11 protein-coding genes are annotated in these 21,753 nt (G+C 69.8%); 7 read left to right on the forward strand and 4 right to left on the reverse strand.

Annotation, left to right across the window (positions count from 1 at the left end):
• Positions 1–185: 185 nt before the first annotated feature.
• On the reverse strand, positions 186–1,529 hold the full coding sequence (gene ccrA, locus OG302_RS42075) for a crotonyl-CoA carboxylase/reductase (RefSeq protein WP_371524665.1): 1,344 nt from the start codon (positions 1,527–1,529) through the stop codon (positions 186–188).
• A gap of 1,191 nt (positions 1,530–2,720) precedes the next feature.
• Here ccrA and OG302_RS42080 point away from each other — a divergent pair.
• From OG302_RS42080 to OG302_RS42105, 6 genes are all read left to right on the forward strand, one after another.
• The gene (locus OG302_RS42080; RefSeq protein WP_371524663.1) at positions 2,721–3,398 is read left to right on the forward strand and encodes a hypothetical protein; all 678 of its coding nucleotides are present in this window, start codon (positions 2,721–2,723) and stop codon (positions 3,396–3,398) included.
• 549 nt (positions 3,399–3,947) lie between these two features.
• Positions 3,948–13,271 carry an amino acid adenylation domain-containing protein gene (locus OG302_RS42085; protein WP_371524661.1) on the forward strand — a complete coding sequence of 3,108 codons (9,324 nt, stop codon included), beginning with the start codon at positions 3,948–3,950 and terminating at the stop codon, positions 13,269–13,271.
• Positions 13,272–13,343: 72 nt separating this feature from the next.
• Positions 13,344–14,534 (forward strand): cytochrome P450, encoded by a 1,191-nt coding sequence (locus tag OG302_RS42090; RefSeq protein ID WP_371524659.1) that lies wholly within the window; start codon positions 13,344–13,346, stop codon positions 14,532–14,534.
• Positions 14,531–14,782, forward strand: a complete 252-nt coding sequence (locus OG302_RS42095) for an MbtH family protein (protein WP_371524657.1) — start codon at positions 14,531–14,533, stop codon at positions 14,780–14,782. The genes OG302_RS42090 and OG302_RS42095 overlap by 4 nt, the downstream gene beginning before the upstream one ends.
• On the forward strand, positions 14,779–16,038 hold the full coding sequence (locus OG302_RS42100; protein ID WP_371524655.1) for an MFS transporter: 1,260 nt from the start codon (positions 14,779–14,781) through the stop codon (positions 16,036–16,038). The genes OG302_RS42095 and OG302_RS42100 overlap by 4 nt, the downstream gene beginning before the upstream one ends.
• A gap of 25 nt (positions 16,039–16,063) precedes the next feature.
• Positions 16,064–17,239: an acyltransferase family protein gene (locus tag OG302_RS42105; protein WP_371524653.1), complete on the forward strand. Its 1,176-nt coding sequence runs from the start codon at positions 16,064–16,066 to the stop codon at positions 17,237–17,239.
• A 59-nt stretch (positions 17,240–17,298) separates the two neighbouring features.
• Here OG302_RS42105 and OG302_RS42110 read toward each other — a convergent pair whose 3' ends face one another.
• From OG302_RS42110 to OG302_RS42120, 3 genes are all read right to left on the reverse strand, one after another.
• On the reverse strand, positions 17,299–18,288 hold the full coding sequence (locus OG302_RS42110; protein ID WP_371524651.1) for a transketolase family protein: 990 nt from the start codon (positions 18,286–18,288) through the stop codon (positions 17,299–17,301).
• Positions 18,285–19,115 (reverse strand): transketolase, encoded by an 831-nt coding sequence (locus tag OG302_RS42115; protein ID WP_371524649.1) that lies wholly within the window; start codon positions 19,113–19,115, stop codon positions 18,285–18,287. The genes OG302_RS42110 and OG302_RS42115 overlap by 4 nt, the downstream gene beginning before the upstream one ends.
• Before the next feature lie 67 nt (positions 19,116–19,182).
• Entirely contained in the window at positions 19,183–20,535 is a 1,353-nt protein-coding gene (locus tag OG302_RS42120; protein WP_371524647.1) for an ATP-grasp domain-containing protein, read from the reverse strand.
• Positions 20,536–20,725: 190 nt separating this feature from the next.
• Here OG302_RS42120 and OG302_RS42125 point away from each other — a divergent pair, with 190 nt between their 5' ends.
• Complete coding sequence (locus tag OG302_RS42125; protein ID WP_371524645.1) at positions 20,726–21,733, forward strand: aldo/keto reductase; 1,008 nt, start codon at positions 20,726–20,728, stop codon at positions 21,731–21,733.
• Positions 21,734–21,753: the final 20 nt, after the last annotated feature.

Raw genomic sequence — 21,753 nt, forward strand, 5'->3', positions numbered from 1 at the left:
CGGAGGGGCGGCGAGGAGAGCCGATCCGAAATTCGGCCGCATCCCCGTTCGATTTCCGCTATTCGTCGGTCAGCATCCAACAGGTCCCGTCGACCCGTCAAGAAACGTTCGGGGAAAAGCAGTTGGCGCCGCGCCCGGAGGAAGCGCGTCTTCTTTCGTGACGCGCCGGGTTACCTCTCGACGTGTCAGACGCCCGCAGGCCGCGAGCGGAACCTGTTGATGGCCGCCTCGTGACGGTCCCGCAGCGCGGCGTCGCTGACCCCGAGCCCCTCTTCAGGGGCCAGGCACAGCACCCCGACCTTGCCCTGGTGCAGGTTGTGGTGCACGTCGTGGACCGCCTGGGACGTGCCTTCGAGCGGCACCACGTCCGACAGCGTGGGATGCACCAGTCCCTTGGCGATGAGGCGGTTGGCCTCCCACGCCTCGCGGTAGTTCGCGAAATGGGTACCGACGATGCGCTTGAGGTGCATCCACAGATACCGGTTGTCGAAGGTGTGCTCATATCCGGAGGTGGACGCGCAGGTGACGATGGTGCCGCCGCGGCGGGCCACGTACACGCTCGCGCCGAAGGTCTCACGGCCCGGGTGCTCGAAGACGATGTCGGGGTCGTCGCCCCCGGTCAGCTCCCTGATGCGAGCTCCGAGCCTGCGCCATTCGCGCGGGTCCTGTGTGTGCTCGTCCTTCCAGAACCGGTAGCCCTCGGCGCTCCGGTCGATCACGAGCTCCGCGCCCATCCGCCGGCACGCCTCCGCCTTCTGCGGACTGGACACCACACATACCGGTGTCGCCCCGCCGTTGAGTACCAGCTGGGTGGCGTAGGAGCCGAGGCCGCCGGAGGCGCCCCAGATCAGCACCGTGTCGCCCTGCTTGAGGCGGGCGCCGTTCGCGGACACCAGCTGCCGGTACGCGGTCGAGTTCACCAGACCCGACGCGGCCGCCTCCTCCCAGGTGAGGTGGCGCGGCTTGGGCATGAGCTGATTGGCCTTGACCAGCGCCAGTTCGGCCAGCCCGCCGAAGTTGGTCTCGAACCCCCAGATCCGCTGTTCGGGGTCGAGCATGGTGTCGGCGTGCCCGTCGGGGTGGTCCAGTTCCACGGACAGACAGTGCGCGACCACCTCGGCCCCGGGCTGCCAGCCCGTCACCCCCTCGCCGCAGCGCAGCACCACACCGGAGAGGTCGGACCCCAGCACGTGGTAGGGCAGGTCGTGCCGGGCCGCCTGCGGCGAGGTGCGGCCGTAACGGGAGAGGAAGCCGAACGTCGGCAGCGGCTCGAAGATCGAGGACCACACCGTGTTGTGGTTGATCCCGCTGGCCATCACCGCCACAAGCACCTCACCCGCGGCCGGCTGGGGGGTGGCCACCTCCTCCAGATGCAGCGAGCTGCGCGGGTCCTTGTCCCGGCTTTCCAGTCCTTCGAACATCGCCGTCTCATCGGCGTGCAGCACCACCCCTCGGTAGAAGTCGGGCACCGGCAAATGGGCCACCTCGTCGAGTTCTCCCGCGAGGATCGCATCGAGGATCTTCTCCATCGTTTCCGGACCTCTTTCCGGCTCAGTCCGCGAGAAACGGACGCGGTTGATTCGCATTTCTCGCGAGATAAAAGGCAGGGCCGCCTTGCCGAGTCGTGGAGGCAAGTGCGGGATGAATGCTGGCACTTCGCTCGCGACGGAGTCCAGGGGGAGAGGGTTCGTATGCGGTGCACCCGACATAATTTCGACCACGGATACTTGCTCCCATGTTCAACTGGCTGATTCGTTCAGTTGAACGTCCCGCCCTTTCGCGGGAATTGGTGAGACTCGCCGCCGGTTCTACGGGCGATGCCTCGTCGTCACCACGGGCCGCGCATCCGCATCGACTCGGTCGGCAACACGGCACCGTCGCGAGACAGAGCGTCCTGGAGAATCACTGGAGACGCTCTATAGGCGCACTTGAGAGCGGCAGGAGATGTGTTACTCGGGGCCAAGGCCATTGCCCGGCACAGGGGTTGTCGTCCAGCGGTGAACGTCGTGGGGGACGTTTTCGCGTTGGACAACGGGGAAACCGGTGCGTATCAGAATTCAAGCGAATTTCCGCGAGCCCCATGGCGGGGCCCGGCCGCCGCACTCCGGGCCGGAAAAGCGGGCGATCGGGAGCATGGAAAGGATCATCCGTGAATCTCATGCGGCTTGAAAAATCTGGTGATGCGCCCTTCACGGGGCTGCTCCGTGACGTCGGCCGGACGATCTCGATCGCCCGTGGATCCGGGCTGATGGCCAGGTCACGATGGTGTCAAGGCGTCAGGAAGCGCTCCCGCGAGGCGAAGCGGCCATCGTGCGGGCCCGGTCCGCCGTCGCTCTGCGGGCATTGCTTCGGCGCGGGTAACAAAAGGACCATAGAAAGACATGGATTCACTTCCCATGGAACGGGAAACGACGTAAGCGGAGCGACCGTCCCGAGGTGACTTCACACCGCGTTCAACTGGCCGAACCAGCCAGTTGAACACCGCGACCCGTCGTATTTCTCGACCGATCACGAGTTCGTAAGGGATCTCCCTGATGCGGGCCTAGGGGATGCCCCTGATGTCGGATGCCCTTCTTCCGCTTACGGTGAGCCACGTGGGCTCTGCACGACCGTCCGCACACAAAACATATCGCTCACCCGGATTTTCGTGACCGGGTGATCAGACCGAGGAGGAACTTGTGACCGACAACGGCGCCAAAGGTTTCCTGAAGGGGGCGAACGTGCGTACCTCTTCCAAAGGCTGGACGGCCGGACGCGTCACCGCCGTCGTGGTCGGCGCGTTCCTGGCCCTCGTCGCACTGACACTCGTCGGCGCGGGCGGTACGGCCCTCTACATGTCCTCCCAGGACGACGGCTACATCGATCTGGGCACCGACAAGTACATGCACCGCACCGACACCTACGCCATGACGACCGAGAGCTGGCGCGCCGACAAGGAGCTGGGAGGTCTCTACGACGACCTCCGCATCACCTTCAAGCCGGACCGGTCCTCCGACGCGGTGTTCATCGGCCTCGCCGACAAGGGGCACGTGCGCCAGTACCTGGACGGTGTCCAGCACGTGACCATCCATGACTCGAGCGACAAGGGCGACACCGAGAGCAAGCACCCCGGCGGCACGCCCGGGACGCCGCCGGCCAAGGCCGACGGGTGGATCGCCAAGGCCAGCGGGCCGGGAGCACAGACGCTGAACTGGTCGGTGAAGTCCGGTGACGTCACCGCGGTCGCCATGAAGGCCGACGGGTCGCGCGGACCGGCCGGCCACGTGACCGTGGCGGCGAAGATCGGATGGCTGCCCTGGATCGGTGTCGCGTCGCTGCTCGCCGGCCTGCTCGTGCTGGCCGGCTCGGTGCTGCTGATCCTGCGGCCGCTGCGCCGGGCGCGGGGCCGCACCGCCTGACCCCCCGGCAGAAGAGCGCCAAGGAGGCGCGGACACGGCGAGGCCGTGTCCGCGCCTCCTTCGCTGTCCGCGTCCGCCAATGCCGACCGGCATCCCCCGCCACCTCGTGTTTCGCCGCACACGGTTGCCTCATCACGGCCGCGAGAGTGACCATCCTCTGGCACGGCCCCGCCGTCTCACGCACTGAGCCCAGCCCCTCCTGCGGTGACGGTGCCGAACATGGACAGGCCGATCACCGATCGATAGACAGGCACCTGCAGCCCGGACAACAGGCCGATCGTGGCGGCCTGTTCCCGTCTTCGGCTCCACTCTTTCGAGGCACTCGCCCCACAACCCACCGACGGACCGCACGGGTCGAGTCGCAACGACTCGCGACGTGAGCGGATTCGCTGCTCGCTGCGGGCAAAGGCGCGCCACCCCGGATGGTCGGCACCGACCGCCGAGACGCAGGGCGCCCACCACCGGACGTCGACACCGCAACCCGCGAGGACCACAGCGCAGGTGCAAGAACCTCCTCCCCGCCGAGTTCAACGATCAGGAGACTGGCGCATGACCGACATCGACCTGACCAGCCTCACGCCGGAGCAGAAGCGCGCGCTGCTGGCAGAGCGGTTGCAGCGCAAGAGCGCCCAACAGCCCCCGGTACGCGAGCGCCGGTTCTCCGCGTCGTTCCCCCAGCAGCGCATGTGGTTCCTGGACCGCCTCAACCCCGGCAGCGCCGCCTACAACATTCCGGCGGCCGTGCGCATGCACGGGCCGCTCGACCTGGAGATCTGGCGCCGCAGCCTCGCCGAGATCGTCCGCAGGCACGAGTCGCTGCGCACCACGTTCGAGGAGGCCGACGGCGAGCCCGTGCAGGTCGTGCACCCGACCGGCGAGCTGGAGATGACGGTCGAGGCGTGCGAGCACCTGCACGGAACCGAAGGAGAAGAGGGCGTCAAGGACCTCGCGCGCCGCGAGTTCGCCCGCCCCTTCGACCTGGGCACCGGGCCGCTCATGCGGATGAAGTTCTTGCGCCTGGCGCCCGATGAGCACGTCCTGCTGCTCACCATGCACCACATCGTCGCCGACCTGTGGTCGACATCGGTGCTGTTCGGCGAGCTGGTCGCCCTGTACCAGAGCTACCTGACCGGTACCGAGGCCACACTTCCGAAACTGACCGTCCAGTACGCCGACTATGCGGCGTGGCAGCGCAAACAGCTCGCGGGGCCGGGCTTCGCGGCCGAACTCGACTACTGGAGGACGACCCTCGACGGCGCCGCACCCATCCTCGAACTGCCCACCGACCGGCCCCGCCCCGCGGTGCTCGGCACCACCGGCGGTTCGCGGCCCTTCCAGCTGCCGGCCTCGGTGATGGACGGAGTGCGCGACCTGAGCAGGCGCACGGGAACCACCCCGTTCATGACGCTGCTCGCCGCGTACGTCGCCCTGTTGCACCGGTACAGCAGGCAGGAGGACGTCGTTGTCGGGGTCCCGGTGGCCAACCGCGGCCAGTCCCAGGTCGAGCAGCTCATCGGCTACTTCGTCAACACGCTCGCGATCCGCAACGACGCCTCCGGCAACCCGACGTTCACCGAGTTGCTCGGACGCGTGCGCTCCGCCGCCCTCGGCGCGTTCGCCCACCAGGAACTGCCCTTCGAGCGGCTGGTGGAGGAACTGCGACCGGAGCGGGACCTGTCGAGGTCGCCCCTCTTCCAGGTGTCGTTCGTCTACCAGAACATCCCCGTGCCGGAGTTCGGCGTGGCCGGTCTGCGCCTGGAACTGATGGACGTGGCCAGCACCACCGCACGGTTCGATCTCGAACTGCAGGTGTTCGAGCAGGACGACAGGCTCGGCGGCTGGTTCGAGTACAACACCGACCTCTTCGACGCGGCCACGGTCGATCGCATGGGCAACCACCTGAAGGTGCTGCTCGACAACGTGCTGCGCGACCCGGACCAGCCGATCCTGGACATCGCCCTGCTCACGGAGACGGAGCAGCTGGCGCAGCACCGGGAGCGGACGGACACCCGCCACGAGTGGCCCGACGAGCTGCTCACCCACCAGCGCATAGAGCAGCAGGCGGTACTGCGGCCCGACGCCGAGGCGGTCCACTGTCAGGGACGGACCCTCACCTATGCCCAACTCGACGCCTCCGCCAACCAGTTGGCGCGCCGGCTGCGGAGCCATGGTGTCGCGCGCGACGTGATGGTCGGGGTCTGCCTGGAGCGTTCGCTCGACATGGTCGTCGCGGTGCTGGCCGTACTGAAGGCCGGCGGCGCCTACGTGCCCGTCGATCCGGGGCTGCCCAAGGACCGCATCACGTTCATGATCGAGGACGCTGAACTGCCCGTCCTGATCACTCAGAGCTCGGTGGCACCGGGCCTGCCGCAGACCGCGGCCGCGACACTGTGCGTGGACGAGTTGCGCCAGGAGCTCGCCGCCGAGTCCGCCGAGCCCCTTGGCGCGCCGGTCGACGGCGCGGACCTGGCCTACGTCATCTACACGTCGGGCTCGACCGGCCGCCCCAAGGGGGTCCAACTGCCCCACCGCGCGCTGCGCAACCTCTTCTGGGCGATGAAGCAGTGGCCGGGCATCGACGCCGGCGACAGCCTGATCGCGGTCACCACCCTGTCGTTCGACATCGCCACCCTGGAGCTGCTGCTCCCGCTCGTCGAAGGCGCCCGCGTGGTGCTCGCCACGCGCGAAGTGGCCACCGACGGCAAGCTGCTGGCCGCCGAGATGGCCGCCACCGGCGCCACGATGATGCAGGCCACTCCCTCCACGTGGCGGATGCTGCTCGATGCCGGATGGCAGGGCCGCCCGGGACTGCGCGGGCTGATATGCGGCGAGGCGCTGCCCCCCGATGTCGCGCGGCGCCTGCTGGACAGCGGCGTGGAACTGTGGAACATGTACGGCCCCAGCGAGACCACCATCTACTCCCTGGGCACCCGGATCGTGGACGAGACGATCACCATCGGCGGGCCCATAGCCAACACCGAGGTACACATCCTCGACCCCGAGGGGCGCCCGGTGCCCTCCGGCGTCCCCGGCGAACTGTGCATCGGCGGCAGCGGTCTCGCCCGTGGCTACATCAACCGGCCGGAACTGACGGCGCAGCAGTTCGTCCGTAACCCCTTCCCGTCCGACCTCGCCGATCGTCTGTACCGCACCGGTGACCTGGTACGGCGCCGGGTCGACGGCACCATCGACTACCTCGGCAGGCTCGACCACCAGGTCAAGCTGCGTGGCTACCGGATCGAGCTCGGCGAGATCGAATCGGTGCTCATGCGCCAGGACCAGGTGAAGGACTCCGTCGTCGTGGTCCGCGAGGATCAGCCGGGCAATCAGCGTCTGGTGGCCTACGCGGTGCCCGCCGCGTCCGCCGGAGCCGACGACGAGCTGCGCCGCCGACTGCGCTCGGCACTGGCCGGGAAACTGCCCGACTACATGGTCCCGTCCGCGTTCGTCTTCCTCGACGCGCTGCCGCTGACCCCCAGCGGCAAGACCGACCGCGGCGCCCTGCCCGCGCCCGACGGGCAGGAGACCCGTACGGCGGCGGCCTACATCGCGCCTCGCAACGCCGAGGAGGAGGCCCTGTGCGACCTGTTCGCCGAGGTACTCGCGGTGCCTGCGGTGGGCATCGACGACGGCTTCTTCGCCCTCGGCGGGCACTCGCTGCTCGCCACCCGCCTGGTGGCGCGGATCCGCTCCACGCTCGGTGTCGAGCTGCCGGTACGCGCCCTGTTCGAGAAGCAGAGCGTGGCCGAACTGGCTGAGCTCGTGCGTCAGGGCAGCGGCGACGCGCGGCCCGCGCTGGTCCGGGCCACCCGGCCGGACCCGCTGCCGCTGTCGTTCGCCCAGCGACGGCTGTGGTTCCTGCACCAGATCGAGGGGCCATCGCCCACGTACAACCTTCCTGTGGTGCTGAGCCTGAACGGGGCGCTGGACGTGGACTGCCTGCGGGCTGCCCTCGCCGATGTCGTCGCCCGTCACGAGGCGCTGCGCACCGTCTTCCCGGACACCGGCTCACCGGCCTGCCAGCTCATTCTCGAACCGGGGCAGGCACGCCCCGAACTTCCGGTCACCGAGGTTGCCGAAGGAGGCCTGGACGACGCGGTGGCGAACGCGGTCCGCCACTCCTTCGACCTGACCCGTGAGATCCCGCTGCACGCGGAGCTGTTCACGGTCGGCCCCGACGCCCACGTGCTGGCCGTCGTCGTGCACCACATCGCCGCGGACGGCTGGTCGCTCGCGCCCCTGCGCCACGACCTGGCCGCCGCCTACCGGGCGCGCCGGGCCGGCCATGCTCCCTCCTGGGAACCACTGCCGGTGCAGTACGCCGACTACGCCTTGTGGCAGCGGCAGTACCTCGGTGAGCCCGACGACCCCGACAGCACCTGGACACGACAACTCGACTACTGGCGCGGCGCGCTGGAGGGTCTGCCGGAACGGATCGCCCTGCCGGTCGACCGCCCGCACCCGGCCGAGGCCTCGCACGCCGGAGACACGGTCACCTTCCAGTGGGACGCGGACCTGCACGAAGGACTCGCCCGACTGGCCCGCAGCTGCGACGTCAGCATGTTCATGGTCCTCGACGCGGCCCTCGCGGTGCTGCTCAGCCGCCTCGGCGCCGGCCAGGACATCCCCATCGGTGTCGCGAACGCGGGCCGCGACGACCAGGCCACCGAGAACCTGATCGGCTTCTTCGCCAACACCCTGGTCCTGCGGACGCGGATCTCGCACCAGCAGACCTTCCGGCAACTGCTCACCGCGGTGCGGGAACGCACCCTGGACGCGCTCGCGCATCAGGACATCCCCTTCGAGTCCCTCGTGGACAGCCTGCGGCCGTCCCGGACCATGTCCCACCACCCGCTGGTCCAGGTCATGCTGTCCTGGCAGAGCGTGGCCGACGAGACGCTGGACCTGCCCGGCATCGAGGCGTCGCCGCTGGTGATGAGCACCGGCACGGCGCGCATGGATCTGGTCCTCCTGCTGCACGAGCGCCTCACGAGCGACGGCGCCGCGGGCGGGATCGAGGGCGGCTTCGAGTACAACGCCGACGTCTTCGACCCGGAGACGGTGCGCACCATGCTCGGCAGGCTGCGTCAGGTGGTCCTCGCGATGATCACCGACCCGGACCAGCCGGTCGGCGGCGTCGATCTGCTCACCCCGGCCGAGCGGCACCGCGTGCTGGAGGAGTGGAACGGAACGGGCGCCAAGGAGCCGACCGCCGCTCTGACCGAGCTCTTCGAGGCGCAGTGCGCCCGCACTCCTGACGCCGTCGCGATCAGCTGCGGCGACGAGCGGCTGACCTACCGCGAGCTCTCCCGGACCACGGACCGGCTCGCCGCACGGCTGCGGGCGCTGGGGGTGGGTGCCGACGGTGCCGAGGACGCGGTGTGCCTGTTGATGGAGCGGTCGGTGCGGGTGCCCGTGGCGATCCTGGCCGTGCTCAAGGCCGGCGGTGTGTACGTGCCGCTGGATCCCCGCTACCCCGAATCCCGGATGCGGCTGATCATGGAGGAGCTGGGAGCGGACGTACTCCTCGTGGACGGAGACGGACCGGCGCACCCCGCCGTCGACGGCCTGCGCGTGCTCGACGTGACCACCGAACTGGCCGCCGCCGACACCGCGGCCGAGCCCGGCACCCTGACGCCCCCGAGCGACCCGGACCGGCTGGCCTACATCATGTTCACCTCCGGCTCCACCGGACGGCCCAAGGGCGTGGCGGTCACCCACCGCAATGTCGCGAGCCTGGCTGCCGACCACACCTGGCGCGGTGCCAACCACACCCGCGTGCTGATGCACGCCCCGACCGCGTTCGATGCCTCCACCTACGAACTGTGGGTCCCCCTGCTGTCCGGCGCGGAGGTCGTCGTCGCGCCGGCCGGGGAGCTCGACCCGGACGTGCTGCTGGGCATCATCCGCGAACGGGGCGTGACGTCGGCGTTCTTCACCGCCGCACTCTTCAACCTGCTCGTCGAGTACGACGCCACGGCCCTCTCGGGCATGCGCGAGGTGATGGCCGGCGGCGAGGCGCTGTCACCACCCGTGGTCGCCAAGGCACTTGCCGCCTGGCCCCGGACCGTACTCACCAACGGGTACGGGCCGACGGAGACGACCACGTTCGCCGTGCTGCACAGCATGAGCGAGCTGACCGACGGCACCGTGCCGATCGGTACACCGATGGACGACACCCGTGCCTACGTCCTTGACGAGCGGCTGCGCCCGGTGCCGGTCGGCGTCCCCGGCGAGCTCTACCTCGCCGGAGCGGGCCTGGCCCGCGGCTACTTCGCCAAGCCCGGCCTGACGGCTCAGCGTTTTGTCGCCTGCCCCTACGGAGCGGCCGGCGAGCGCATGTACCGGAGCGGTGACCTGGTCCGCTGGCGCGCCGACGGCACCATCGAGTACCTCGGCCGCACCGACGACCAGGTCAAGATCCGCGGCTTCCGCATCGAACCGGGCGAGATCGAGAACGCGCTCGGTGCCCATCAGGCCGTCGCGGACGCGGCCGTGGTGGTCCATGACAAGGCCTCGGGCGGCAAGGACCTCGTCGGCTATGTCGTGCTCGCCGACGGAGCCGCCGCTGAACCCGCTCAGCTGCGCTCCTTCGTGGCGGAACGGCTGCCGCAGTACATGGTGCCCGTCGCGGTGATGGTGCTCGACGCGTTCCCGGTGACCACGAACGGCAAGCTCGACCGCCGCGCACTGCCCGCACCGGACCTGGGCGCGGGCTCCGCGTCCCGCGCCGCACGGACGCCGGTCGAGGAGATCCTGGTCGCCGTGTTCGCCGACGTGCTCGGGCTTCCCGAGGTCGGCGCCGAAGCCGGATTCTTCGACCTGGGCGGCGACAGCATCCAGGCCACCCAACTGGTCGCACAGTCCCGCACGGCCGGTCTCGTGTTCACCGTCCGGGACGTGTTCACGCACCAGACGGCGGCCGGCATAGCCCAGGTGGCGCGGCCGGCCGATGAGGAGGCCGCGGTGGGCGTCGCGGACATCGGCACCGGCTCCATCGCGCCGTTGCCCATCCTGGAACGCCAGCGCCAACTGGGCGGCTCCGCCGTCGGCTTCGACCTCTCCGCCACCGTCGGCCTGCCTCTCGACATCGACGAGGACCGGCTGGTCGCGACGCTCCAGGCGGTCCTCGACCAGCACGACGCCCTGCGCACCCGGCTGGTGACCGAGCCCGCGGGGCAGTGGTCGCTGCACGCGGCGGAACCCGGCACGCCGCGCATCGCCGACGTGCTGCACCGGGTGGACATCGGCGGCCTGGACGACGCGGACGCACACCGCCTGATCAGCCAGGAGACGACCGCGGCCAAGCGGCGCCTCGACCCGGCCGCGGGCGCGATGCTGCAGCCCGTGTGGTTCGACGCGGGACCAGGACGCCCCGGCCGACTGCTGCTCGCCGTACACCACTTCGCCATCGACGGCGTGTCGTGGCGGATCCTGCTGTCCGACATCGCCGTCGCCTGGGAAGCGGTGTCCGCGGGCCGTGAGCCGGTCCTGGCACCGGTGACGACGTCACTGCGCGGCTGGGCGGAGCGGGTGGCCACCGGCTCCGCCGTCATCCGGCACCGCGCGGAACTGCCGGCGTGGCAGGACATCCTGCGGGACGCCGAGCCCCTGGTCACCGGAGAGCTGGACAGGGAGCGGGACGTCACCGGCACCGAGGGACGCCTCTCGGTGACCCTGTCCGCCGAGGACTGCGCACCGCTGTTCGCACAGGTGCCCGCCGTGTTCCGCCGCGGCATCCAGGACGTGCTGCTGACCGCCTTCGGCCTCGCTGCCGGGCAGTGGCGAGCCCGCCGGGACGGTTCAGCCGCGGCGGGCACCGGCCCGGTGGTCCTGGACGTGGAGAGCCACGGCCGGCACGAGCACCTGGTCGAGGGCACCGACCTGTCACGCACGGTGGGCTGGTTCACCAGCGTCCACCCGGTGCGCCTGGAGGCCGCGGCGCTGCCCTGGCACCACGTCACCGACGCGGGCGATGAGCTCGCGGCCGCCGTCGCCCGCACCGGCGAGGACCTGCGGGCCATCCCGGACAACGGCCTGGGCTTCGGCCTGCTGCGCTACCTGGACCCCCAGACAGCGCCCCTGCTCGCCGCACCGGCGAGGCCGCAGGTGCTGTTCAACTACCTCGGCCGGGTGCCCGTCACCGACGAGGAGCGGCCCTGGCTGCCGCTGCGCGAGGACACCGCCTCCGCCCCCGCCGGGGACCGACCGCTCTCCCACCCGCTGGAGATCAACGCGGTCACCCAGGACGGCCCCGAGGGACCGCGGCTGGTGGCCAACTGGAGCTGGGCCACTTCGCTGCTCGGTGAGGACGAGGTCCGCGAGCTCGCGGACGCCTGGTTCGACGCACTGCGCGCCCTCACCCGGTGCGCGGACGGCGTCGAGAACGGCACCGTCAAGCTGCCCCGCCGCCAGGACGCACCCGCCGCGGCCATCGGGGCGGCCGACCTGCTGAACGCCCCGATCCCCAAGGCGGACCGCAGCGACGGCACCGGCCTCTCCTTCGGACAGCTGGAATTCCTGCTGCAGCCGGTGGGCCCCAACCACGCCCACCACGCCGTCATCACCGCGTTCCGGGTACGCGGCGAGCTCGATGCCGCGGCCCTGCGCCGCGCCCTGGACGACCTGGTGCGCCGCCACGACATCCTGCGCACCCGCTACGTCCAGCGAGGCTCGGCGACACAGCAGTTCGCCGACGGCAGGCCCCAGTGGCAGCTCGACACCATCGAGCTGCGCGGGTACCAGGGGCAGGCCCAGCGCGAGCAACTGCACGCGCTGCTCACCGAAGAGACCAAGAAGACGTTCCGCATCGAGGACGGCAACCTCGTACGCGGTCTGCTCGTGCGGCTGGCCGACCAGGAGCACGCGCTGGTCCTCGTCGCCCACCACATCCTGGTGGACCACTGGGGCTTCCTCGTGGTCTTCGACGAGCTGGCGAAGCTGTACGAGGCCCACGCGGCAGGACGCAGGCCGCAGCTGCCCGAGGTCATGGTCCAGCACCTGGACTACGCGGCATGGGAACAGGGACTGCTGGCCAGCGGCGCACTCGACGAGCATGTCGAGCACTGGCGCACCGAGCTGGACGGGGCGGCGCGCACGCTGGACTTCGAAGCCCCCCACCACCAGCTCGACGACTTCATCGAGGGCTTCAGCCACAGCGTCGTGGTCGGCGCCGATGTCATGTCGGCGGTGAAGGAGGCCGCCCGCAGCGAGGGCGTGACCCTGTTCATGATGCTGATGTCGGCGTTCCACGTGCTGCTGCACAGCTACTCGGGCGCGACGGACATCGCCGTGAGCCACCCGCTGGCCGGCCGCGAACGACCGGAGACCGAGTCGATGGCCGGCCCGTTCATCAACATCATCCTCAACCGTTCGCGCATGTCGGACGACCCCACGTTCCACGAGCTGGTCCAGCAGGTCCTGCACGGCGAGCTCGACGCCTACTCGCACCAGAACGTGCCGGTACGCGCGCTGGTGCACGACGGCGTCGTCGGGGACGGCAACATGCTGCCCCTGCGCGTCATGCTCAATCTGCTCGGCGTGCCCGCCAAGACGCTGACCCTGCCGGGACTGGACGTGACACCGCTGGACGTGCGGGTCGGCGACGTGACACCGCTCCCCGAGCTGATCACCGCCATCGAGCCGCACAACCTCGACCTCTATCTGGTGGCCCGCGACGTCGAGGGCGAACTGCACGGCCTGTGGGTGTACTCGCCGGACTACATCGCGCCGCCCGTCATGGGCGCACTGGTCCGCCAGTGGCCCCGCGTACTCGAACTGGTCGCACACCACCCCGAGTTGACGGTGTCCCAACTGCGCGAGCGGTTGCGCGCCGAGCAGGACGACACCTCCGGCACGGACAGCGACCGCTGAGCGGCGCCGACCGGCAGGCCCTCATCCATCACCAGATCAGCCGCGGTCCCAACGCGGCGGAATGCAGAGAGCATGTCTGAGACCACACTTGTCGTCACGAACGGGCTGCCGACGCTCCGGGAGCGGCCCCTGGACCCACCCCACGCGCTGCGCGCACAGGGCCCGATCGGCCGGATGACCTTCCCCGACGGATACGAGGGCTGGCTCGTCACCGGATATCAGCAGGGCCGGCAGATCCTGGCCGACAAGCGGTTCAGCTCGGCCGCCTCACACAAGCACCTGGCGTTCCCCTCCGACCGTCCTTCGGACCTGGAGGCGGACATACCCGGTCTGTTCGAGCACATGGACCCGCCGGACCACACCCGGTTCCGCAGGCGCCTGGCCGGCCAGTTCACCCTGCGCCGGATGCGCCAGCTCGCCGCCCGGATCGAGGAGATCACCGCGCACTACGGCGACGCGATGCTGCGCAAGGGGCCGCCCGCGGATCTGGTCACGGACTACGCGGTGCCGGTGTCCTCCCAGGTGATCTGCGAACTCCTCGGGGTCCCGGTCGCCGACCGGGAGCGGTTCGTCGCCGACTCGGAAGACCTGCTGCGCCTGGACATCGCCCCGCAGCAGGCCCAGGCCGCGCTGAAGAGCCTCGTCGACCTCACCGGTGAACTGCTCATGCGCAAGAAGGCCGAACCGGCCGACGACGTGCTCAGCGTGCTGGTGTCCGGCGACGACATCACCGTGGAGGAGTCCATCGGAGCCACCCTGCTGCTCCTGGTCGCCGGGCACGAGACCACGGCCAGCATGCTCTCGCTCGGCACGTACGCACTGCTCAACAACCCTGACCAGATGGCGCTGCTGCGCGCGGACGAATCACTGGTCGAGAGCGCGGTCGAGGAACTGCTGCGCTTTTTGACCATCGTCCACGTGGGCGTACAGCGCACCCCGACCGAGGACGTGGAGATCGACGGGGTGACCCTGCGCAAGGGGGAGACGGTGCTGATCCACCTTCCCAGCGCCAACCGCGACCCGGGCCAGTTCACCGACCCCGACCGTCTCGACGTCACACGAGGTGGCCACAGCCACCTCACCTTCAGCCACGGCATCCACCAGTGCCTGGGGCAGCAACTGGCCCGCCTGGAGCTGCGCATCGGCTACACCGCCCTGCTGCGGCGCTTCCCCGACCTGCGCTTGGCCGGGGACCCGCAGGAGATCCCGATGCGATCCGACATGGCCGTCTACGGCGTGCACCGGCTGCCGGTGACGTGGTGAACGGCACCGACGACACCGACGACACCGACGACGAGGAGTGCACGATGACGAACCCGTTCGACGCCCCCGACGCCGCATACCGGGTGCTGGTCAACGAAGAGCAGCAGCACAGTCTCTGGCCCCGGGACGTGCCCGCGCCGGGCGGGTGGTCGCCGGTGTTCGGGCCCGACACCCGGGACGCCTGCGTCGACTACGTGGACACCCACTGGAGCGACATGCGTCCGGCCTCGATACGGACAGCCGGATGACGACCGTGACAGAAGGGCGTTCACCCCTGCGGAGCTGGCAGTTCCGCAGGGTCATCGCCGCGGAGTTCACCTCCTCCGTCGGCACGCAGATGACCACGCTCGCGCTGCCGTGGTTCGTCCTCATGACCACGGGCTCACCGGCCCGGATGGGACTGGTGTTCCTGATCCAGATCCTGCCGGTGCCGCTGCTCGCCATGCCGGCGGGGCTGCTCGTCGCCCGCTGGGGCGCCCGTCGCGTCACGATCGCGGGCGACCTGTCCAGCGCGCTGCTGACGGCGGCGGTCCCCACCCTGTACGTGGCGGACATGCTGCCGTTCTGGGCGCTGTTGGTGATCGTGGCGCTCATCGGCTGTGTCGCGTCGGCCTACCTCTCGGCCCAGCGCATGCTGCTGACCGAGTCCATCGGACTCGATGAGGGGGTCGTCACCGCGGGCAACGCCCTGTTCGAGACGGCGACCTCCACGGCGCGCCTGGTCGGGCCGGCGATCGCGGGCTTCCTGATCGCGCAGTTCGGCGCACTCAACGTCCTGTGGATCGACGCCGCCTCGTTCGCGGTGTCGGCCGCCCTGCTGGTCGGGCTGCCACGCCACACCCCGGCCTCGGAGCCATCGTCCTCGCACCACATGGCCGAAGGCGTGCGCTACCTCTTCCGGGACCCGGTGCTGCGCACCCTCGCGTTCGCCGCCCTCGGGTACGGCATGCTCATGCCCGTCGTGATGCTCGCGCTGCCCGTGCTCGCCAAGAACCGCTACGACGCCGACCCGCACGTCGCCGGATGGCTCCTTGCGGCCTGGGGCGGCGGCACGGCCCTGGGCACCGTCGCCGTCGCCCGGCTCGCCCGCCAATTCACCCCCGTACGGCTGGCATCCGCGGGCGGCGTGGGCGCGGCGGTCGTGCTGTGGTTCCTGCCGTGGGACCAGCCGGTCACCACGCTGGCGGTGACCGTGGCGGCCGGCTGCATGTTCCTGCCCGCGGTGACCGCGCCGGCGGTCGCGCTGATGATGCTGCGCCCACCGGAACACCTGCGCCCCCACGTGGTTCCCGTGTTCGGCGCCGCCGTCTTCGTCGCCAGCCCGATCGCCTACGGCGTGGCCGGCATGTTGTTCGAGCACCTCGCCGTGAGCACCGTCCTCATGGCGGTCGCCGTGGGGGCGAGCCTCTGCGCGTTGCTGCTGGTCGGCTTGGCGCGCCGCACCCAGCCGGGCCCCGAGGCGGCCCTCACACCGCCCGCCCGACAGTCGGCGGAGCCGACCTGATGACCACTCACCCATAGGAGCGCTCATGCCGGATCACCATGGCAGCGGGGCCGGACAGCTGTCCAGACAGAAACTGCCCTCGCTCACCGGGCTGCGGTTCTTCGCCGCGGCCCTGGTCTTTCTCTTCCACGCATCGCTCCCCGAAGTCCTCGGCGGATTCGAGGACCAGGGATTCGCCGACGGATACGCGCAGGCGTTCAGCCGCGTCGGTTTCGCGGGAGTGTCCTTCTTCTTCATCCTCAGCGGGTTCGTGCTGGCCTGGTCGGCACGCCCGAAGGACACACTGCGGGCCTTTTACCGCCGTCGTTTGCTGAAGATATATCCCAACCACATCGTGATGTGGGCCGTCGCACTCTGCTTCTTCGCGACAATGACCCCTGTGCGCCCAGGGGTGTGGCTGACCAACCTCTTTCTCGTCCATTCCTGGATACCGCGTGCGGACACGGCCGTCTCCCTCAACCAGCCCAGCTGGTCGCTCTGCAGTGAACTCCTCTTCTATCTCCTCTTTCCCTTGCTGTGGCGCTGGATTCGCACCATCAGGAGCAGCCGTCTGTGGATGTGGTTCGGTCTCACCTCCACCGGGCTGCTGAGCACCCAACTGATGATCGACGGATGGATATCCGGGACCCCGCGGCTTCCGGACTGGCCGGTGTCCCTGATGCAGGCCTGGCTCGGCTACAACTTCCCGCCGCTGCGCCTCTTCGAGTTCGTCCTGGGCATGCTCGTCGCCCGGCTCCTGGCGGAAGGGCACCGCGTCTCCCTGGGCGTCACGCCCGCGCTGGCCCTGACCGGCGGAGGGTATGTTCTCGCGCTTGCCGTGCCCTGGCAGTACGGATTCAACGCGGTCCTGGCCGTCCCGCTGGCCCTGCTGGTGGCGGCCATCGCGCACGCGGACATCGCCGGACGCCGCACCGGCCTGCGGGGCCGCCTGCTCACCCTGCTCGGCGAGGTGTCGTTCGCCTTCTACCTCGTGCATTTCATGGTGCTGCTCATCGCCCACGACCTGCTGGAGGGAAGGCAGTTCGACACAGCCACGGCCCTCGCCGTCATCGCCCTCGCCTTCGCCGTGACCCTGCTGCTCAGCTGGCTGCTCTACGAGGGCGTGGAACGCCCGATCATGCGCCGGTGGGCCGGCGGCCCCAAGAGGACGGTGACCGCCGCGGAACCCGACCGGCCCCAACTCGTGGAGCACAGCGGCTGATCCTGAGGGGAACCACCCGATGCGTTCCGCCACGCCGCCCCGGCGGCGGGCGGTTCGCCTCACACCAGAGCGTCCAGCGCCTCGGCGACGGCGTTGCTCACCGTGATCCCGGCGTGGTGCAGCAGGTACTCCTCCCCGCCGACCAGGTCGTAGTGGATGTCCGGCACGCCGATCCGCCGCACCGGGGGCCCGCCGACCTCCGCCACCACCTCGCACACCGCCGCCCCAAGGCCGCCCAGCGCCCGGTGGTCCTCGATGGTCACCACCACCTCCGCGTTGGCACTCGCGTGCAGCACGGCCTCCCGGTCGAGCGGCTTGACCGTGTGCATGTTCAGGTGCCCGGCACTCACGCCCTGTGCGGCGAGCTCCCGCGCCGCCTGGGCCGCGACCAGGTTGGGATGCGGGCCGGTGGCGACGAACAGCACCCGGCCGGGATCCCGCAGGACCTTCGCCCTGCCGAGCACGAACGCGGCGCGCTCCTCGTACAGCGGCGTCGTGACGTTGCGCCCCAGCCGCAGGTACGCCGGCCCCGGGTCCTCAGCGATCGCCACGGTGGCCTGCGCCGCCTCCCAGGCGTCGGCGGGCACCACCACCGTCATGTTCGGCAGCATCCGGGTCATGCCGATGTCCTCGAGCGAGTGATGGGTCGGGCCGTAATGACCCGAGGCGAGACCCGCGTGCGTTCCCACGATCTTGACCGGCAGATTCGCACCCGCCACATCGATCTTGATCTGTTCGTAGGCACGGGCGATGGCGAAGGGGCTCATGCCGTTGGCGAACACCGGGCGGGCGGCCACCGTCATGCCGGCGGCCACACCCATCATGTTCTGCTCCGCGATACCGAGGTCCACGTGCTGACGCGGCAGTTCGACGGCGAAGTGGTCCTCGAAGTTCATGTCGGCGGTCAGACACGCCAGGTTCGGGTTCTCCCGCGCGAGCGCGAGCAGCATCATGGCGTACGCGTTGCGGCTCTCGATCGTCGAGCGGTTCTCCCAGACGTGGTCGAGGACCTCCGCCACGGTGCGACGCACCGCGATGTCAGTGCTCATGCCCGGTCACCTTCCAGGACGGCCAGCGCCTGACGCCGTGCCGACTCATCGAGGGTCGCCGAATGGCTCTGCTTGGTGTCCTGCAGCCCCGGCACTCCACGCGCCTTGACCGTGCGGGCGATGACGACCGTCGGCCGGCCCGGCTCGACGGGCCCGGTCAGCGCGGCACGGATCTGGTCGTGGTCGTGCCCGTCGATGCCGAGCACGCGCCAGCCGAAGGCACCCCACTTGTCGGCCAGGGGCTCCAGCGACATGCACTCGTCGGTGCGGCCGCTGATCTGCCAGCCGTTCCGGTCGACGATCGCGATCAGGTTGTCGGCGCCATGATGGGCCGCCGCCATCGCCGCCTCCCAGTTGGAGCCCTCCTGCAGCTCCCCGTCACCGAGGATCACAAAAGCCCGCTTGTCGTGGCCGAAGCGCTGGCCGGCCAGGGCGACACCGAGGGCCAGGGGGAGCCCATGCCCCAGGGCACCGGTGGAGAAGTCCACCCCTGGAAGCCGTTTCATCGGGTGACCGCCCAGCCGGCTGCCCTCCTCGGCGTAGGTGGCGCACTCCGACTCCGGGATGACCCCGGTGGCGGCGAGCACCGCGTAGAGCGCCGCGGAGGCCTGCCCCTTGCTCAGGATCAGATGGTCACGATCGCCCGACGTGCCCTCGCCCGCCGGGTCGCGCAGAACCTCCGCGTAGAGCACGGCCAGGAGGTCGGCGATCGAGATGCTGCCGCCGATGTGTACGCCGTTGGGGGAGGCGCTCATCTCGATGATCTTGCGCCGGATCTGCAGGGAAAGCTGCCGTGCCGTGGTCTGCGGAGGCGACTGTATGAGCATGGGGGATGGATCCTTCCGTAAGTCGGCCGGCGCCTTGACCAGACCGCCGGGTTGCGGTGCCCGAAGGTCACACCACGCCGCAGGCGGCCCGGGGGGCCGGCCGGCGCACCTGGAAGAGCGATTCGCGAACGGACTCGATGAACCGGTAGTCGATCTCCAGCGTCACCGGGTCCGCATGGGTCAGGAACACCCGCAGCGGACTCGTCAGCAGGTCATGGGTGGGCACGATGACGTCACCGGGGCCCCGCTTGACCACGAGGTCCACCACCGAGGGCCGGTCGCGGATCTCCTGGACCAAGGCCTCGTCGACCGAGACCACGGTGCCGGACAGCGAAGTCGGGGCGTTGTAGACGGCGGCAGGCTGACGCCGCTCGTAGATCCCGTCGGCGTGCTGGGCGAGGAACTCCTGGGGGCGGAGGTAGGCCAACGCCGTCAGGTCGGCGCTGTTCACGCCGATGGCCCGGTCGTGGAAGGCGGGATGCAGATGCCCGTTGACGCGGGCGCCGACCTCGACCAGCGCCGGACCGGCATCGGTCACGATCAGTTCGGTGTGCGCGGGACCGTGCTGAATGCGCAGGACGTCGAGGACCGTACGGGTGTAGGCGGCCAGTTCCGCGACCACCGGAGTGTCCGAAGGCAGCAGGATGTCGCGGTTGTAGATGGGCTTGCCGTTGTCCAGCAGGCGCTTCTCGTACCGCCAGACACCGCAGACGTAGTGATGGCCGTCGACGCTCACGGTGTCGACGATGTACTCGGTGCCCTCCAGGTAACTCTGGACGAGCACCTCGGTGTTCGCGCCGTTGAACACGGTGGTGCTGGACAGCACCGACCGGAACGCGGAGCGCAGCGCCTCGGCGTTGCGGCAGACGGTGACGCCGTCGGTGGACGCGGATGCCAGCGGTTTCGCCACACAGGGCCAGTGCCCGTTGGCCTCGACCCACGCAACGGCCTCTTCCACGTCATCGGTGAGCAGCTGTTGGGCGGTTCGCAGCCCCGCCGCGGAAACGGTCTCGATCATCTTGTACTTGTCGCGACGCGCATCGGAGTGCGTGGTCCCGTTGGTGCGGACATCCAGCGCCTCGCTCAGCCGGTCCGCGAGCAGGACACCCGGCTCCTGGCCGGGCAGCACGAAACGCACCCCGGCCTCTTTGAGAACCTGCTCGGTGCCGCCGTCCGGGTCGTAGACCAGCCAGTCGAGATACGCGGACCGGTCCCACGGCTGCATCCGGGAGATCGGCTCGGCACTGCTCTGCACGTGGATCACGTCGAAGCCCAGCCGGTTGAACGCCGCCGGCAAGTAGTTGCCCGTCCCGTACGCGTCGACCAGGACACCGACCGAGCGGCCCCTGGACCTGCGCACCACCTCGGAGGAGCGGTCCCCCAGCTCCTCGATACCCCTGTCCACCATCAGCTCAGTCATCGGATTCTCCCGCCTCGGGTCATCGCGGTCAGAGCTCAGAACGTAGGAGCTGGGAAACGCGGGGAAGCGGGTGATACGACTTGAGACACATGGGGGCACCCCCAAAGGCACACAGCCGAAACCGGGGCCCGACGCCGTCGGCATGGTGATCTCCCGGGCGCTCTTGCCGATTCCCCGAGGAAGGTGCGGGATGACTTACTCAGCCGACGAGGACCGCTACGGCCGCCTGCGCTACCGGCGCGCCGGGCACAGCGGGCTGCGACTGCCGCCCTTGTCCCTGGGGCTCTGGCACAACTTCGGTCCCGACCGCGCAGCCGACGTCCAACGGGCTCTGCTGCTGCGGGCCTTCGATCTGGGCATCACACACTTCGACCTCGCCAACAACTACGGCCGACCGGTGTTCGGATACGCCGAGACCCGCTTCGGAGAGGTGCTGAAGAGTGACCTGAGCCGCTATCGGGACGAGATCGTCCTGTCCACCAAGGCCGGCTACGAGAGCTGGCCGGGGCCCTACGGCATCGGCGGCTCCCGCAAGTACCTGATGGCTTCGCTCGAGCGCACCCTGCGCCGCCTGGGCGTGGAGTACGTCGATGTCTTCTACTCGCACCGGCCCGACCCGGACACACCGGTCGAAGAGACCATGAGCGCCCTCGCCGACGCCGTGCGGCAGGGCAAGGCCCTGTACGCGGGCATCTCCAACTACTCCCCGGAGGCGACGCGGCAGGCCGCCGACGTGCTCACCGACGCCGGTGTGCCCCTGACGCTCCATCAGCATCGTTACTCGATGTTCGACAGGACGCCCGAGCGAGGGCTCTTCACGGAACTGGCCCGGCTCGGCACCGGCGGCACGGTCTTCTCCCCGCTCGCACAGGGACTGCTGACCGATCGCTACCTCAGTGGCCGGGTGCTTCCCGGCACTCGCGCGGCGGCCGGCATGTTCCTCTCCGCCGAGGACATCACCGACACGTATCTGCAGCGGGCCAAGGCGCTCAACGTGATCGCGGGCGAACGAGGCCAGAGTCTTGCCCAGCTGGCCCTCAGCTGGGTGTTGCGCCGGCCGGAGGTCACCTCGGCGGTGATCGGGGCCAGCAGTGTCTCCCAGCTGGAGGCCAATGTGGCGGCGCTGGACGCGCCGCCGCTCACCGAGCGGGAGCTGGCCGCCATCGAGCCGTACGCGGTGGATCGGGCCGCGGAGTGACCCGCCGGCCCAGGTGACCG

It is taken from the genome of Streptomyces sp. NBC_01283, assembly GCF_041435335.1.
In the GTDB taxonomy this organism is placed as follows: Bacteria; Actinomycetota; Actinomycetes; order Streptomycetales; family Streptomycetaceae; genus Streptomyces.

Coding starts and splice junctions, on each gene's coding strand:
- ccrA (WP_371524665.1), bottom strand. CDS start 1,529: ATGGAGAAGATCCTCGATGCGATCCTCGCGGGAGAACTCGACGAGGTG.
- OG302_RS42085 (WP_371524661.1), top strand. CDS start 3,948: ATGACCGACATCGACCTGACCAGCCTCACGCCGGAGCAGAAGCGCGCG.
- OG302_RS42090 (WP_371524659.1), top strand. CDS start 13,344: ATGTCTGAGACCACACTTGTCGTCACGAACGGGCTGCCGACGCTCCGG.
- OG302_RS42100 (WP_371524655.1), top strand. CDS start 14,779: ATGACGACCGTGACAGAAGGGCGTTCACCCCTGCGGAGCTGGCAGTTC.
- OG302_RS42105 (WP_371524653.1), top strand. CDS start 16,064: ATGCCGGATCACCATGGCAGCGGGGCCGGACAGCTGTCCAGACAGAAA.
- OG302_RS42110 (WP_371524651.1), bottom strand. CDS start 18,288: ATGAGCACTGACATCGCGGTGCGTCGCACCGTGGCGGAGGTCCTCGAC.
- OG302_RS42115 (WP_371524649.1), bottom strand. CDS start 19,115: ATGCTCATACAGTCGCCTCCGCAGACCACGGCACGGCAGCTTTCCCTG.
- OG302_RS42120 (WP_371524647.1), bottom strand. CDS start 20,535: ATGACTGAGCTGATGGTGGACAGGGGTATCGAGGAGCTGGGGGACCGC.
- OG302_RS42125 (WP_371524645.1), top strand. CDS start 20,726: ATGACTTACTCAGCCGACGAGGACCGCTACGGCCGCCTGCGCTACCGG.